The following is a 14,780-nucleotide window of genomic DNA, read 5'->3' on the forward strand; positions in this document are numbered from 1 at the left end:
GCCGACATGCCGGTGGTGGTGTCGATGCTGAACTCCTACTCCGGCTGGGCCGCGGCGGCGCTGGGCTTCACCCTGGAGAACATCGCCCTGATCATCACCGGGGCCCTGGTGGGCAGCTCGGGCGCCATCCTCAGCTACATCATGTGCAAGGGGATGAACCGCAGCTTCATCTCGGTCATTCTCGGCGGCTTCGGCGGCGAAACCTCGGGCGCGGCCGGCGGCGCGGCGGAGACGCGGCCGGTCAAGCAGGGCTCGGCCGAGGACGCCGCCTTCATCATGAAGAACGCGTCCAAGGTCATCATCGTCCCCGGCTACGGCATGGCGGTGGCCCAGGCCCAGCACGCGCTGCGCGAGATGGCCGACAAACTGAAGGAGGAGGGGGTGGAGGTGAAATACGCCATCCACCCCGTCGCCGGCCGCATGCCCGGCCACATGAACGTGCTGCTGGCCGAGGCCAACGTGCCCTATGACGAGGTGTTCGAGCTGGAGGACATCAACTCCGAGTTCGCCAGCTGCGACGTCGCCTTCGTCATCGGCGCCAACGACGTCACCAACCCCGCCGCCAAGACCGACCCGCAGAGCCCGATCTACGGCATGCCGGTGCTGGACGTGGAGAAGGCCGGCACGGTGCTGTTCGTGAAGCGCTCGATGGGCTCGGGCTACGCCGGGGTCGAGAACGAGCTGTTCTTCCGAGACAACACCATGATGCTGTTCGCCGACGCCAAGAAGATGGTCGAGGGGATCGTGAAGGCGCTGTGAGCTGGTCGCCTGAACCTCCGCGCGAGGTCAACAAGGCCCTGAAGGTTCTCGACAACCTCGGTCGCCGCCTGCGGGCGGCGATCCTCGTTTTCGGGCTGCTCCTTCCGGCGCCGTTGATCCTGCCGATGCTGACGCTCGCCCTTCGCGGCAAGATCGGCCCGGGCGATCCCGCGGTCGTCCTGTGGGAGCCCGGGTTGCAGACGACGGCCTACGGGGCCCTGTTCTTCATCAGCCTGCTCACCGCTGTGGTGCTGGGGATCATGATGCTGTTCCGCGAACCGGGACGGTGGTGGCGGCTGGTGCGCTGGCCGGGACTGGTGCTGCTGGTGCTGGCCATCGCCGTAGCGGGTGTCTCCGTGCCGCACGACCTGCGTGTCTATCGGGACGGTCTGAAGGTCTCGGGCTTCGACGGGCAGGGCCGGTGGGAGGAGCTCTACGGTTTCCATGAGGCCGAAAGCGTGGAGGTCGGCTGCAGGCTGAATTCGGAGAACAGGGGACGGGCGCGCGCCAGCCTGAACTATTCGGTGACCTTCCCCTACAGCCCGACGTTCAACCTGCGCAGGGCTGATGTTCCGGGGCGGCTGGACAGTCTGGAGACCTGGATCCGGGCGGTGGACGCCCTGGACCGCTCGGCCCTGGCCGGGACGCCGCGTGTGATTCCGGAGGAGGGGCCGACGGTGAACTGCGTCCTGGCGCTCAGGGATCAGCTCCCGTTGGAGGACTTCAACACGGCCCTGCGCCTGTTGGGCATCAGCCAGGCCGATTTCCGGCGCAAGTATCTGTAGCGTTCCCGGAGGTTGGCTGATGGGCGTTCCCGACAAGACCTATATCCGCTTCGTCTCTTTGGTCGCCGAACCGCGCGGCCGGACGTTCTGATGTCGATGTCAGGAACGATCACTTCGCGCGATCCCGGCGGACGAGCAGGCTGAGCTTATGAAATGGATTCCTGCGCTCGCGGCGCTTCTTCTCCTGTCCGGCTGCAGTCCGTCGCCGTTCGATCTCGAGGTGTCGGGTCCGCTTGAGCGACCGGTCCTGGAGATGCGGCGGAACGACGGGCTGATCCGCGGCGGGGCCGTTTGTCTGCAGCAGGTCCACATGGTGGCGGCGGCGCCCGGGGTCTGGGCGCGGGCCGTGCCGGACGAGCAAGCGACCTGGCGGCTGACCAACCCTGAGGGCGGGTGCACGAACCTGCGGCGTCTGGCCTATGGCCAGCCGGTCCAGGGCCTCGTCACGGCGGCGCCGCCCCGGCCGCTTTCCGCCGGCGTGCGCTACGAAATCTGGGGCGAGGGGGCGGGCGGCCTTCGCGGGTCGGCGGTCATCCTGTTTGAAAACGGCGCTTGGCGGCTGGTCCCGGAGCGCTAGTCTGCGGCTGAACCGGTTGTGGAGGAGGGACGATCATGGCCGCTGAACCCAAGACCCGGCCCACCGACGCGTCCGTTCCGGACTTCATCGCCGCGGTGGAGAACCCGCGACGCCGGGCCGATGCGGAGGTGGTCAACGCCCTGATGACCGAGGTCTCGGGCGAGCCTGCGGTGATGTGGGGACCGTCCATCATCGGCTACGGCAGCTATCGCGGTCCGACCGGCGACTGGCCGATCATCGGCTTCTCGCCGCGCAAGGCCAATCTGGTGCTCTACGTCTCGCGCGACTTTGACGGGGCGGAGGACCTGCTGGCGCGGCTGGGCAAGCACAAGCTGAGCGTCGGCTGCCTTTATGTGAACCGGCTGGACGACCTCGATTCCGCGGTCCTGCGCGAACTGGTCGAGCGATCGGTCGAGCGGATGCGGACCGGAAACCCCGCCACGGCGGGCTGCTGACAAGCCCTCTATCGCGCGTCCCCGGGCGGCGCTATCACGCCGCCGTGAATCCGACAGCCGCCCCCGTGAATTCCGCTCACCGTCGCTTCGAGGCGCTGGATTCCCTGCGCGGGGTCTGCGCCATTCTGGTGGTCATGTTCCACATGCCGGTGGCCAGCCACTGGCGGGACTGGGGCCTGATCCAGCACAGCTATCTGTTCGTCGACTACTTCTTCGTCCTGTCCGGCTTCGTCATCGCCCACGCCTATGCGCAGCGGCTTAAGACGCCGAAGGACGCGGGCCGGTTCATGGTGCGCCGTCTGGGGCGGGTCTGGCCGCTGCACGTGCTGATGTTGCTCGCCTATATCGGGCTGGAGCTGGTCAGGCTGTGGACCCATTTCGACAGCGTGACGCCGTTCACGCGCGACCGGTCGGTGGAGGCGATCTTCTCCAACCTGTTCCTTATCCAGGCCTACAACATTCATCCGTCCCTGACCTGGAACGGGCCCTCCTGGACCCTGAGCGTCGAGGTCGGCTGCTATATGGTCTTCGCCCTGCTGTTGCTGGCGACGCCGAAGATGTGGCGCTGGATCGGGGCGGTGCTGGCGGTGATCGGGGCGGTGATCGTCCTGACGCAGGCGAAGCGGTACATGAACACCACCTACGACTTCGCCTTCCCGCGCGCGGTCTACGGCTTCTTCCTCGGCAGCCTGCTGCAGGGCGTCTGGACGCAGATCCCGCGTCTGAAGGGGCATGCGGCGACGGCGCTGGAGATCGGCACGGTGGTCGGCGTCTGCGCCTTCATCGGCTATGCGACCGGACCGGTGACCGTGCTGGTGACCCTGCTGTTCGTCGCCTCGGTCTGGGTCTTCGCGGGCGAGGACGGCGCCCTGTCGCGCCTGTTGGACACGAAGCCGCTGGTGACCCTCGGCCGGTGGTCCTTCGCCATCTACATGGTGCACATGTTCGTGCTGGTGGTGACCATCATCATCGCGCGGAAGCTGGACTGGATGCCCGCCCGGCGGATCGATTTCGGCTCGGTCTGGCTGAACGACCTGTTCGGTGTCGCCCTGTTCGGCCTGATCGTGGCGCTGGCGATCCTGGCGCACCGGTTCGTCGAGGCTCCGGCCCAGCGGATGATCGATCGCTGGACCAAGCCGAAGGCCGCCTAGCGCAGGGCGCGCGCCGGGGTGGTCCGGCCCAGAACCAGATTGGCCACGGCGATGGCCGTATTGGCCAAACCCAGCGCGATCTGCAGCAGCCAGGCGCTGCACCAGGCGGCCAGAACCGCGGCGACCAGAAGCGAGAGCAGGGCGGCCATCAGGCGGCCATCCGGAAGTCGGCGGCCGGGTCGAACAGCGGGCGGGCCTCATCCCACAGCGCGTCTTCCTCGGCGTAGCGGGCCGACTGGCGGGCGTCGATGACGTCGATCACCTGTTCCTCCAGACGGTCCCAGATGACCGCCAGGCCGCCTTCGGCCTCGCACGGGACGATCAGGTAGCGGTTGGCGGCGACGTGGGCGGCGGGGGCGAAAGAGCGGGCCATCTGTGAACTCCGTGAAGCGGGGTCGCTGTCGATGGATTGATGTCTAAAACAGCGTTGCGTCATTTTTGGTCGTATGCTCTGGTCCGCCCATGAGATTTGACAAGGCGGCCATGGTTCTGGAGCTGGCGCGGCGGATGGCCGCCAGCGCCGAAGGCGTGACCATGGAAGAGATCATGCAGGAGACCGGCGGCGTGCGACGCACGGCCGAGCGGGTGCGTGACGCGGTGGTCGCCCTGTTCCCGCAGACCGAGGAGGTCTCGGACCCGCCGTACAAGCGCTGGCGCATCCGCGGAGGTCTGTCGGCCTTCGAGCAGGCCCCGACGGCGGAAGAGCTGGTCGAGCTGACCCGGGCGGCGCAGGGGCTGCGCGCGACCGGCGAACCGGCCCGGGCCGAGGCGCTGGAGGGGCTGGAGCGCAAGCTGAAGTCGGCCGTCCGCTCGACCACCCTGAACCGGCTGGCGCCGGACCTGGAGGCGCTGGTGCGGGCCGAGACCCTGGCGGTGCAGGCCGGGCCGCGCGCCACGGCGGACGAGGTCATCCTGGCCGAGGTCCGGCAGGCCGTGCTGGCCGGTCAGCCGCTGGGCTTCATCTACAGCCGTCCGGGCACGGAGGCGCGCCGGCGGGTGATGACCCCCTGCGGCCTGATGTTCGGCCGGGCCAACTATCTGGTCGCCGCGGATCGGGAGACCGGCGCGATCAAGACCTTCCGTCTGGACCGGATGAGCGCGGTGAAGGCCGAGCCGGGCGTGGCCGTGCCGCCCGCCGATTTCGACCTGCAGGTCTTCGCTGGCCAGTCCTTCGGCATCTATCAGGACGCCATCGAGGATGTGGTGCTGAAGATCACCCCCGCGGGCGCCGACGAGGCGCGCGGCTGGCGCTGGCACCCCACCCAGACCCTTGAGGACCAGCCGGACGGGGGCGTGATCGTCCGTTTCCGCGCCTCGGGCATGCGCGAACTGGCCTGGCACCTGTTCAGCTGGGGCGAGCAGGTAGAGATCGTCGCCCCGCTGAGGCTGAAGGCTGTGATGGCGGGGGAACTGGCCGCGGCTTCCCGCGCCCTTGAGCGGTCGCAAGCCTGACAGCTGAAGCCGATTTGACGGTCAGCCCGACTCCTGCACGAACGGCCAGGGGCTGACGGATTTTGACCAGTCGTCCACCGCCGGGGCGCGGTCCACGGGCGGGGCGGCGCGTTCGGCGCAGGGGTGGCGGTGGCACAGACGGCAGGCCGGGCCGATGGGGGTCACCTCCGGCGCGGCCAGATCGAGGCCGCGGGCGTGGATCAGGCGGCGCGCATGCTTCAGCTCGCAGCCCAGCCCGATGGCGAGGTCATGCCCCTCGGTGAAGGCGTCGCGGCCCTGACGCTCGACCGTGCGGGCGAGGGTGAACCAGCGGCCGCCGTCCGGCGTCTCGATGATCTGGGTGACGATCCGGCCGGGGGTGCGGAAGGCGCTGTGCAGCCGCCAGCGCGGGCAGGCGCCGCCGAAGCGCGAGAAGGGGAAGGCGCCCGAGGCGAACCGCTTGGAGATGTTCCCCGCCTGATCGACCCGCATCAGGAAGAAGGGCACGCCCCGGGCCGTCGGGCGAGACAGGGTGGTCAGCCGGTGCGCCGCCTGTTCGAAGCTGACCCCGAACCGGGCCTCCAGCCGGGTCAGGTCGTAGCCGTTGGCCTCGGCCGCCGCGTGGAAGGCGCCGTAGGGCATCAGGATGGCGGCGGCCAGGGTGTTGGTCAGGGCGACCTTCAGCACCCGCCGCGTGGCGTCGTCCGGCATGTCCGCCGAGGCGGTGAGGGCGGTCAGTTCGGCGTCATGCTCGGCCAGGGCCAGCTGGAAGGCGACGGCGAAGGCGCGGGAGGAGGGGCCCAAGGTCTCGGACAGGTGCAGCCGCTTGCGGTGCGGGTCGTAGCGGCGGGTCCACTCGACCATCACGTCGTCGGGCAGGGTGCGCACGGTCAGGCCGTGCCGGGCCTGCAGGCGGGCGCGGGCGCGCGTCTCGAAGGTCTCGCCCGGCGTGTCGGCGTCCAGTTCCGCAGCCAGTCGCTCGCCGAGGGCGTCCAGTTCGGGGAAATGGTTCTGGCGGGCCTGCACGAAGTCGCGGACGCGGTCAGCGGGCGTCTCGTCGCCGCCGCCGCCCGCGATATCGGCCTCGGCCCGTTCCCGGGCGCGGCGGTCGCTGAAGGCGCGGTACAGGCGCAGGACGGCGTCGGCGACCGCGGGCTGGTCCTCGGCCAGCTGGACGATCTCGTGCCGGGGCACCGATAGGCCCTGGAAGACCGGGTCGGCGAAGGCCTCCGACAGGGTGGCTTCCGACGCCGGACCGCCGGATTGACCCAGCGCCCGCAGGTCCACGTCATAGGTCTCGGCCAGACGCAGCAGCAGCTGGGCCGAGACGGGGCGCTGGTTGCGCTCGATATGGTTCAGATAGCTGGGGGACACGCCCAGATCACCGGCCATGGCCGTCTGGGTCAGGCCCAGATCCCGGCGCAGCCGCTTCAGGCGGCCGCCGAGGAACAGTTTGCGGTCGGCGGTGTCCATGGCCGCACGATGTCATAAAGTGACTTAACAGCAAGTGTCATATCGTGACTCAATGACGCGATATGTCCGTCTTAATCTGTGTTGTTTGTGACTGTGCCGTGTTTCCCTCCTGTGACCCGCCGCGCATCGACGGCCCACAGGACAGAGACCCGCCATGACCACCTTCGCCGATCTGGTTCCCTCGCCCAAAGGCCGCTTCGACGGCATCGAGCGTCCGTACACCCCGGAAGACGTCCTGCGTCTGCGCGGCTCGGTGTCAATCACCCATACGCTGGCCGAGCGGGGCGCGAACCGCCTGTGGGAGCTTCTGCATACCGAGCCCTTCATCAACGCCCTGGGCGCCGTCACCGGCAATCAGGCCATGCAGATGGTCCGCGCGGGCCTGAAGGCCATCTATCTGTCGGGCTGGCAGGTCGCCGCCGACGCCAACACCGCCGGCGCCATGTACCCGGACCAGTCGCTGTACCCGGCCAACGCCGCGCCGGAACTGTGCCGCCGCATCAACCGCACCCTGCAACGCGCCGACCAGATCGAGCACGCCGAAGGCGGCGCCAAGCGTGACTGGTTCGTGCCGATCGTCGCCGACGCCGAGGCCGGGTTCGGGGGACCTCTGAACAGCTTCGAGATCATGAAGGCCTTCATCGAGGCCGGCGCCTCGGGCGTTCACTTCGAGGACCAGCTGGCGTCCGAGAAGAAGTGCGGCCACCTGGGCGGCAAGGTGCTGATCCCGACCCAGGCGCATGAGCGCAACCTGATCGCCGCCCGCCTGGCCGCCGACGTCATGGGCACCCCGACCATCACGGTCGCCCGCACCGACGCCGAAAGCGCCCAGCTGATCACCTCGGATATCGACGAGCGCGACCAGCCCTTCATCGATCGCGAGAACCGCACGCCGGAAGGCTTCTTCCGCCTGAAGGAGGGGACCGGTCTGGAGCACTGCATCGCGCGCGGCCTGAGCTACGCCAAGATCGCCGACGTCCTGTGGTGGGAGACCTCGCACCCGGACCTCGACGACGCCCGCAAGTTCGCCGAGGCGATCCAGAAGGAGCACCCCGGCAAGCTGATGGCCTACAACTGCTCGCCGTCCTTCAACTGGAAGGCCAAGCTGGACGACGCGACCATCGCCAAGTTCCAGCGCGAGCTGGGGGCCATGGGCTACAAGTTCCAGTTCGTGACGCTGGCCGGCTTCCACAGCCTGAACAACGGCATGTTCGAGCTGGCCGACGGCTACCGCGACCGCGGCATGGCGGCCTACTCCGAGCTGCAGCAGCGCGAGTTCGCCAACGAGGCCCGCGGCTACACCGCCACCCGCCACCAGCGCGAGGTCGGCACGGGCTACTTCGACCAGGTCGCGACCGTCATCTCGAACGGCCAGTCGTCGACCACCGCCCTGAAGGACTCCACCGAGACCGCGCAGTTCGTCGCGGCTGAATAAGAAGGAGAGTGACCATGCAACCGCTGAACAATCCGACGGCCATCATCGACTTCTGCCTGGCCCCGCTGAATCTGGACACCCAGACCGAGGCCGAGCGTGAGGTCCGGCGTCGCCTCGAGCACGTGCTCAAGACCTTCCGGGCGAAAATCGCCCAGCCGGTGAGCGTCGACTTCTCCGAGATGCCCTCGCAGGTCATCAACGAGGCGGCCCACGGCTACGAGTAAGCTGAAGGCGAAGCGATCGCCGTCTGTGATCAGGCGGCGATCGCGGCTTGCGCGGCGCGGGGCAGGGAGATCACCAGCTCCAGCAGTTCGCCCGCATCGAAGGGCTTGGCCAGATGGCGATCGGCGCCAGCGGCCTCGGCCGAAGCGATATGCTCGGGCAGGGCGTTGGCGGTCAGCATCACGACCGGCGTGCGCGGCAGCCCCATGGCCGTTTCGTGCAGACGGATTTCCCGGGTGGCGGTCAGGCCGTCCATGACCGGCATCTGCATATCCATCAGGATGAGGTCGTAGTCGCCGTCGCGAACCGCGTTCAGCGCCTGGGCGCCGTCCTCGACCGAGGTCAGGTCGATCTCGGCCTGGGCCAGGATCATCTCGACCACCTTGCGGTTCACCGGGTGGTCGTCGGCGAGCAGCACGCGCAGGCGGCGATCATCGCCGGCGGCCAGGGCCGAATCCTCGGCCACCGGCGCGGCCGGAGCCTCCGCGAAGCGCAGCGGAATGGTCAGCATGAAGGAGGAGCCGCCGCCGGGCTCGCTCTCGCAGTCCAGTTCGCCGCCCATCATTTCGGCCAGCTGGCGCGAGATGGACAGGCCCAGGCCCGAGCCGCCGAACTTGCGGGTGATGCCGCCGTCGGCCTGCTCGAAGCGGCTGAACAGCCGGTTTCGGGTGTCGCTGTCGAAGCCGATGCCGGTGTCCTCGACCGCAAACCGCAGGGTCGGCTGCCCGTTGCGGACAGGGCCGGTCATGGCGGTCAGGCAGACGAAGCCCTGGGCGGTGAATTTGACCGAGTTCGAGACGAGGTTGGTCAGGATCTGCTTCAGGCGCACGACGTCGCCGGCGATCCAGCGGTCCACGTCGGGCGTGATCTCGACGAAGAACTGCAGCCCCTTCTCGCGGGCCGAGGTTTCGTACAACTGGGCGGCTTCGCGGACGGCGCGGCCCAGATCGAAGGCTTCCTCGGTCAGCTCCAGTCGGCCGGACTCGACGCGGGCGAGATCCAGGATGTCGCTCAACAGAACCTGCAGGGTGCGGCTGGAGGACTGGATCAGCTCCAGCATCTCGGCCTGCTGGGCCGAAAGGTCGGTGTTGGCCAGCGCCTGCGCGACCCCGATCACGCCGTTCAGGGGCGTGCGGATCTCGTGGCTCATATTGGCCAGGAACTGGCTCTTGGCGCTGTTGGCCGCCTGCGCCGCGTCGCGGGCTTCGGCGAGGGCGCGGGCGTCGCGCTTCAGTTCGGTGATGTCCGTGCAGATGGTCACCGTGCCGCCGGCGACGGTGCGGCGGTCCGAGACGCGCAGCCAGCGGTCGCCCGCGATGCGCTGCTCCATCGTGGTGGCGCGGACGGCGCGGGTGTTCATCCGCTCCTCCAGCCACTCGGCCTCGCGGCCCTTGGCGTCGGAGTACAGGCCCTCGTCGAGACCGATCTGCACGATCTCGCGGAAGGTCATTCCGCGCTGGAGGTTGGTCGACAGCTCCGGGTTCACCTCGGCGTAGCGGGTGTTCCACAGGACCAGCCGGTCCTCGCCGTCGTAGAAGGCAAGGCCGTCCGGCATGGCCTCGATGGCCTGACGCAGCTGGCTCAGGGCGCTGGCGCGGGACATCCACCACATCCAGATCGCCAGACCGGCGAGCGCCGCGATCCCGGCCACCATGGCGATGAGGACGACGGTCATGACGCCGGCCGACAGGGTCCAGGGCGCGACCTCGGTTCCCAGGCGGGGTTCAAGGCTCATCGCGGCCATGGCGCCGAAATGCAGGACGACGACCGACAGGGCGCCGCATCCGCCGGCGGCGAAGCGACGCCAGGAGGCGCGGCCGTACAGGAAGGCGGCGCTGGCCGACGCCAGGGCGATGGCGCCGATCACGGCGGCGGCGACCAGCTCACCCTGCCAGACGATCAGGCCCGGAAGTTCAAGGGCGGCGACACCGAGGAAATGCATGGCGGCCACGCCGGAGACGGCCAGTGCAGCGCCGATGGCGCGGGCGATCGGACCGTTGCGGGCGAGGGTGGCCAGGCAGGCCAGACCGATGCTGGCGAAGGCCATGAAGAAGCTGCTGATGGTGGCCCAGACCGCGTACCGGACCTCGCCGCCCGCGTCATAGCCCTGCATCGCCAGGTAATGGGTCGAGAAGACCGAGAGGCCGCCGGTCAGGGCGGCCAGCAGGGCGAGGTTGCGCCGTCGCGGCCCGACTGCGCTGCGGGCGCGGCCCAGCAGCTGGTAGACGGTTCCAACGCCGAAAATGCAGATGAGGCCGGCGGCGAGGGTCCACCGCCAGTCGTGCTGGAACGCGATGCAGTAGAGAATACGGTCCAAGAGGCCCCCCTTCGCCGGCGATTATCCGCGCAAGGGGTGAAGAAAGCGTGGGCGTATCCTGAATTCGCGCCGGATCAGGCGTCCGCGACCACGACCGGGAAGGCTTCGCCCATCACGCGGACCGGGTTGATCTGACGGTCGCCGCGGCGGACCTCGAAATGCAGGTGCGGACCCGTCGAACGGCCCGTCGAGCCGACAAGACCGATGCGCTGGCCAGCGACGAGGGCGTCGCCGCTGGCGACGTCGATCCGGCTGAGGTGGCCGTACAGGGTGCTCATGCCGTTGGGGTGGCGGACCTCGATGAAGCGACCGTAGCCGCCCGCGTCATAGCCGGTGCGCAGGACGCGGCCCTCGGCGGCGACGATGACGCCGGTGCCGGTCGGGGCGGCGATGTCGACGCCGTCATGGTGGCGCGCCGCGCTGCCGGGCAGGCGGCGCATGCCGAAGGCCGAGTTGACGGCATAGCCCCGCACGGGCTCGGCGAAGGTGATCAGTCGGGTGATCGGACCGGCGGGCGCGGCGACGGCGGTCACCGGCGGGGCTTCGGGCACGGCGAAGCCGTCGACCGGCTCCGGATCATGGGCGGGGGCCAGCGGCGCGGCGGCCATGGCGAGGACAGCCACGGCGCCGAGGGCGGCGGCCTGGCCGGAATGGATCAGAAACGACCGGGCGGTCGGCAACAGGCGTCGCATGGGCGGCGTCGGCTCCGTCTTCAGCTCGGGGGAGAGCGGGGAACAGATGGCGCGGCGGCGCGCCACATCCGCAGCGCAGCCGGGGCTCCGCGCCTCGGTGAAGACAGGCAGATAGGGGGCGGCGGCGGCGACTTTGGGGCGCCCGGGGGCGACAGGTCGTCGCAGTCGGGCAACGAAAAGGGGCGCGGGAAATTCCCGCGCCCCATCCGAGCCTTCATCGTGCGGGCGACTACTCCAGAGCGACGCTCCAAGTCAGGGCTCCGACGTGGCTGTCCGCGTGATCGCCGAAGCGGCCGCGGTAGCCGAAGGTCACCTTGCCCATGCCCAGCTCCGCCTCGACGCCGGCCGAGGCGAGGAAGGAGCCGCCGAACGGATCCTCGATCTCGCGCTCCAGCACCTGGGCCGGGTTGCCCAGGATGCCGACGGCGACCGGATCGCTGCTGTCGCCGAAGCCGTCGCGATAGCCGCCCTCGATGTAGAAGCCGAGGCCTTCACCGCCGCCCTCGGCGCGCAGGCCGATCTCGGCCGCGCCCGCCTGGACGGTGCGGTCTTCATAGGCGTACTGGGCCGCGAAGCCCTGCTCGTCATAGCCGTTGACGTTGGTCGAGCCCCAGCTGATCGCGGCGCGCGGGGACAGGGCGATGCCGCCCATGTCGAACCACAGGCCGCCCTGGACGCGGACGCCGAGGCTGCCGCCGCTGGTTTCGCCCGTGTGGACGATCGGGGCGAGGGCGGTCATGCGGGTGATCTCGTCGTAGTTATCGACCGAGCCACCGGCCGCGGCGCCGAGGAACAGGTTGCCCGAGCGCCAGCCGACCCAGGCGTCGAAGGCGTAGGTCTCGACATCGAAGGCCATCGGACCGGCCTCGACATCGGCGGTGCGGAAGGTCCCGGCCAGACCGAAGCGCAGGCTTTCGGACATCACGTGGTCCAGTGCGACGCGACCGCCCCAGCCAGTGGCTTCGGCCTCGGCGACGGCGCCCCGGGCATCGCTGGTGACGCTGTCGGCGAGGGCGCCGAAGGTCATGTGGGTGCCCGGCTCCCAGGTCGCGCGACCGGCGAAGGTCTCGGTCGAGAGGTCCAGCAGGTCCTCGCGCTGGCGGAAGGCCGTCTCGGCCTGCACCGTCGATTGCGAGCCGATGTCGCCGTAGTAGAGGTAATCGACCGCCAGACGCGAGATCAGGCGGTGACCGGCGGCCGTCGGGTGGACGCCGTCCCAGTACAGGTAGCTGTCCGGATTGGCGCAGACCGAGACGCCGTTGAAGCAGGCGTCGCGGGCGTTGGTCAGGCCGAAGCGGGCGGGATTGGCCGCCAGCGGATCACTGATCTTGTAGAGATCCATCAGGATGATGTTGGTGTCGGGCCGCGCGGCGGCGGTGACCATCAGGTTCGACAGCAGGGCGCTGTTGAAGGTCTGGCCCGCGTAGTCGGCCAGGGGCGAGGCGGCGGCGCCGGCGCCCTGGTTGAACTGGGGCGTGATGCCGAGGCGGGGCAGGTTGGTCACCAGAATGGTGCCCGCGCCGCGACCGGCGATGTCGTTGACGATGAAGTTGATGTCAGCCGCGGCGGACTGGGCCACGGGGGCGATGGCGCCGGCCGGGTTGGTCGTCACGGCGGCGGCGGGAATGCCCTGGAAGATGTTGTTGGCGCCGCCCAGGACGCTGACCAGATCGTTCCGGCCGAAGGTGCCGCCGGCGCCGGTGTAGGCGGCCAGCTGGGCGCGCATGCCGGGCGGGGAGGCGGACATGTCGGTCCGGGCGCCGCCGAAGGCGTAGTTGACGCTGCCGGTCACCGGGGCGCCGGCGGTGTAGCGGCCGACGGTGAAGCCGAGCAGTTCGGTGAACACCGGCCCGTTGGAGAAGCGGCCCATGTAGTAGGGCGGCGAGGTCGGCTGGCCGGAGATGGCGTACAGGTTGCCGTTGTCGCTGAGGCTGTCACCGAAGACGACGAGGCGGTTGTAGGACTGGGCGTTGGCCGTGGAGGCCACGGCGCCCATGGCGGCGACCGCCAACGCGGCGGCGGCCGCGTTACGCAGGAAACGAGACATTGATGATCCTCCCTCGACCGTCAAATCGCGGTCGTTGAACGGCACTCTGCGCTCGTTTTGCGCGTAAGCAAGATGCCCCGAGGTAAGCTTTTCCTCCGTATTCAGTAGAGCATGCGGAAACGAAGCGTCCCGGCCACACCTCGCAGGGTTTGAACCGCCTCCGGATCATAGTTCCGGTCGACGTCGGTGATGACGTAGCCGGTGCGTTCGTCGGTCTTCAGATGCTGGCCGAGGATGTTCAGGCCGGCGCCGGCGATGGTGCGGTTCAGGTCGGCCAGAACGCCGGGCTGATTGCGGTGGATGTGCAGGATGCGGTGGGCGCCCGAGACCTCGGCCAGTTGCACGTTCGGCAGGTTGACGCAGAAGGTGGTGTCGCCGCGGTTCAGGTAGGCCAGCAGGCGGTCGGCCGCGAACTCCCCGATGGCTTCCTGCGCCTCTTCGGTGGAGCCGCCGATGTGGGGGGTCAGGATGACGTTCCTCAGGCCGCGCAGGGGGCTGTCGAACGGATCGGCGTTGGTGGCGGGTTCGTCCGGGAAGACGTCCACGGCCGCCCCGCCGATGCGGCCCGAGCCCAGCGCCTGGGCCAGGGCGCCGACGTCGACGATGTGGCCGCGGGACAGGTTGAGGAAGAGGGCGCCCTCCTTCATCCGGCCGAGTTCGGCGGCGCCGATGATGTTCGCATTGTCCGACCGGCCATCGACGTGGAGGGTGACCACGTCACTTTCGGCCAGCAGGGCGTCGAGCGACGGCATGCGGCGCGCGTTGCCCAGCGCCAGCCGCTCGGTCAGGTCATGGAAGATGACCCGCATGCCCAGGTTCTCGGCCAGCACCGACAGCTGGCTGCCGATGGCGCCGTAGCCGACGATGCCGAGGGTCTTGCCGCGCAGTTCGCGCGAGCCGGTGGCCGACTTGTTCCACTCGCCCCGGTGCATGGCGGCGGACTTGTCGGAGACGTCGCGCATCAGGCTGATCATCACGCCGATGGCCAGCTCCACGACCGAACGGGTGTTGGAGTAGGGGGCGTTGAAGACGGCGACGCCGTGGTCCGAGGCGGCGGGCAGGTCGATCTGGTTGGTGCCGATGCAGAACGCCGCGACGGCCATCAGGCGGTCGGCGGCCTGCAGCACCCGCTCGGTGACCATGGTCTTGGAGCGGATGCCCAGCACATGGACGCCCCGGATCCGCTCGATCAGCTCGTCCTCGCCGAGGGCGCCCTTGGCGGTCTCGACGGTGTAGCCCGCGTCCTCCAGTCGCTGGACGGCGGCGGGATGGATGTTCTCCAGCAGCAGGATGCGCATGCGGCTGCGCGGATAGGACCAGCGGCCGGTCTCGCCCTCGGCGTGCAGCAGTTCGTCGATGGACGCGGTCTCGGCGTCGGCGGCCTCGACCACGGTGGGGCGACGCACGATCTCGGTGAAGGCGTAGAAGCGGTCGGC

Annotated in this window: 15 protein-coding genes; 8 read left to right on the forward strand and 7 right to left on the reverse strand. The window is 69.3% G+C overall.

What is annotated here, in order from left to right:
* From VGE03_RS03750 to VGE03_RS03770, 5 genes are all read left to right on the forward strand, one after another.
* Positions 1–759: NAD(P)(+) transhydrogenase (Re/Si-specific) subunit beta (locus tag VGE03_RS03750; protein WP_331045131.1), on the forward strand; the 759-nt coding region annotated here is incomplete at its 5' end.
* The gene (locus VGE03_RS03755) at positions 756–1,544 is read left to right on the forward strand and encodes a hypothetical protein (protein ID WP_331045132.1); all 789 of its coding nucleotides are present in this window, start codon (positions 756–758) and stop codon (positions 1,542–1,544) included. The genes VGE03_RS03750 and VGE03_RS03755, both read left to right, overlap by 4 nt.
* Positions 1,545–1,692: 148 nt before the next feature.
* Positions 1,693–2,121 carry a hypothetical protein gene (locus tag VGE03_RS03760; protein ID WP_331045133.1) on the forward strand — a complete coding sequence of 143 codons (429 nt, stop codon included), beginning with the start codon at positions 1,693–1,695 and terminating at the stop codon, positions 2,119–2,121.
* A 35-nt stretch (positions 2,122–2,156) separates the two neighbouring features.
* Positions 2,157–2,576 (forward strand): DUF1801 domain-containing protein, encoded by a 420-nt coding sequence (locus VGE03_RS03765; protein WP_331045134.1) that lies wholly within the window; start codon positions 2,157–2,159, stop codon positions 2,574–2,576.
* Positions 2,577–2,641: 65 nt separating this feature from the next.
* Positions 2,642–3,727 carry an acyltransferase gene (locus VGE03_RS03770; RefSeq protein WP_331045135.1) on the forward strand — a complete coding sequence of 362 codons (1,086 nt, stop codon included), beginning with the start codon at positions 2,642–2,644 and terminating at the stop codon, positions 3,725–3,727.
* On the opposite strand, the gene VGE03_RS03775 is transcribed toward VGE03_RS03770, so the two are convergent.
* A complete protein-coding gene (locus VGE03_RS03775; RefSeq protein WP_331045136.1) occupies positions 3,724–3,876 on the reverse strand; it encodes a hypothetical protein in 153 nt (50 codons plus the stop codon). The two genes, VGE03_RS03770 and VGE03_RS03775, sit on opposite strands and share 4 nt — an antisense overlap.
* On the reverse strand, positions 3,876–4,100 hold the full coding sequence (locus VGE03_RS03780; RefSeq protein ID WP_331045137.1) for a hypothetical protein: 225 nt from the start codon (positions 4,098–4,100) through the stop codon (positions 3,876–3,878). The genes VGE03_RS03775 and VGE03_RS03780 overlap by 1 nt, the downstream gene beginning before the upstream one ends.
* A gap of 89 nt (positions 4,101–4,189) precedes the next feature.
* Here VGE03_RS03780 and VGE03_RS03785 point away from each other — a divergent pair, with 89 nt between their 5' ends.
* Positions 4,190–5,179, forward strand: coding sequence for a WYL domain-containing protein (locus VGE03_RS03785; protein ID WP_331045138.1), 990 nt, complete (start codon positions 4,190–4,192; stop codon positions 5,177–5,179).
* A 21-nt stretch (positions 5,180–5,200) separates the two neighbouring features.
* Here VGE03_RS03785 and VGE03_RS03790 read toward each other — a convergent pair whose 3' ends face one another.
* Positions 5,201–6,631 (reverse strand): helix-turn-helix domain-containing protein, encoded by a 1,431-nt coding sequence (locus VGE03_RS03790; protein WP_331045139.1) that lies wholly within the window; start codon positions 6,629–6,631, stop codon positions 5,201–5,203.
* A 154-nt stretch (positions 6,632–6,785) separates the two neighbouring features.
* Here VGE03_RS03790 and aceA point away from each other — a divergent pair, with 154 nt between their 5' ends.
* Together aceA and VGE03_RS03800 are read left to right on the forward strand one after the other, a co-directional pair.
* The gene (gene aceA / locus VGE03_RS03795) at positions 6,786–8,066 is read left to right on the forward strand and encodes an isocitrate lyase (RefSeq protein ID WP_331045140.1); all 1,281 of its coding nucleotides are present in this window, start codon (positions 6,786–6,788) and stop codon (positions 8,064–8,066) included.
* A gap of 14 nt (positions 8,067–8,080) precedes the next feature.
* Entirely contained in the window at positions 8,081–8,290 is a 210-nt protein-coding gene (locus tag VGE03_RS03800) for a hypothetical protein (protein ID WP_331045141.1), read from the forward strand.
* A 29-nt stretch (positions 8,291–8,319) separates the two neighbouring features.
* On the opposite strand, the gene VGE03_RS03805 is transcribed toward VGE03_RS03800, so the two are convergent.
* The 4 genes from VGE03_RS03805 to serA all read right to left on the reverse strand — a co-directional run bounded on the left by VGE03_RS03805 (position 8,320) and on the right by serA (position 14,690).
* Positions 8,320–10,605, reverse strand: coding sequence for a response regulator (locus VGE03_RS03805; RefSeq protein ID WP_331045142.1), 2,286 nt, complete (start codon positions 10,603–10,605; stop codon positions 8,320–8,322).
* A 74-nt stretch (positions 10,606–10,679) separates the two neighbouring features.
* Positions 10,680–11,297, reverse strand: coding sequence for a M23 family metallopeptidase (locus VGE03_RS03810; RefSeq protein ID WP_331045143.1), 618 nt, complete (start codon positions 11,295–11,297; stop codon positions 10,680–10,682).
* A 229-nt stretch (positions 11,298–11,526) separates the two neighbouring features.
* Positions 11,527–13,344: an autotransporter domain-containing protein gene (locus VGE03_RS03815; protein WP_331045144.1), complete on the reverse strand. Its 1,818-nt coding sequence runs from the start codon at positions 13,342–13,344 to the stop codon at positions 11,527–11,529.
* Between the two features lie 101 nt (positions 13,345–13,445).
* The gene (gene serA, locus VGE03_RS03820; protein WP_331045158.1) at positions 13,446–14,690 is read right to left on the reverse strand and encodes a phosphoglycerate dehydrogenase; all 1,245 of its coding nucleotides are present in this window, start codon (positions 14,688–14,690) and stop codon (positions 13,446–13,448) included.
* Positions 14,691–14,780: the final 90 nt, after the last annotated feature.

Source organism: Brevundimonas sp. (assembly GCF_036400995.1).
GTDB lineage: Bacteria > Pseudomonadota > Alphaproteobacteria > Caulobacterales > Caulobacteraceae > Brevundimonas.

Coding starts and splice junctions, on each gene's coding strand:
- VGE03_RS03760 (WP_331045133.1), top strand. CDS start 1,693: ATGAAATGGATTCCTGCGCTCGCGGCGCTTCTTCTCCTGTCCGGCTGC.
- VGE03_RS03765 (WP_331045134.1), top strand. CDS start 2,157: ATGGCCGCTGAACCCAAGACCCGGCCCACCGACGCGTCCGTTCCGGAC.
- VGE03_RS03775 (WP_331045136.1), bottom strand. CDS start 3,876: ATGGCCGCCCTGCTCTCGCTTCTGGTCGCCGCGGTTCTGGCCGCCTGG.
- VGE03_RS03780 (WP_331045137.1), bottom strand. CDS start 4,100: ATGGCCCGCTCTTTCGCCCCCGCCGCCCACGTCGCCGCCAACCGCTAC.
- VGE03_RS03785 (WP_331045138.1), top strand. CDS start 4,190: ATGAGATTTGACAAGGCGGCCATGGTTCTGGAGCTGGCGCGGCGGATG.
- VGE03_RS03790 (WP_331045139.1), bottom strand. CDS start 6,631: ATGGACACCGCCGACCGCAAACTGTTCCTCGGCGGCCGCCTGAAGCGG.
- aceA (WP_331045140.1), top strand. CDS start 6,786: ATGACCACCTTCGCCGATCTGGTTCCCTCGCCCAAAGGCCGCTTCGAC.
- VGE03_RS03800 (WP_331045141.1), top strand. CDS start 8,081: ATGCAACCGCTGAACAATCCGACGGCCATCATCGACTTCTGCCTGGCC.
- VGE03_RS03810 (WP_331045143.1), bottom strand. CDS start 11,297: ATGCGACGCCTGTTGCCGACCGCCCGGTCGTTTCTGATCCATTCCGGC.
- VGE03_RS03815 (WP_331045144.1), bottom strand. CDS start 13,344: ATGTCTCGTTTCCTGCGTAACGCGGCCGCCGCCGCGTTGGCGGTCGCC.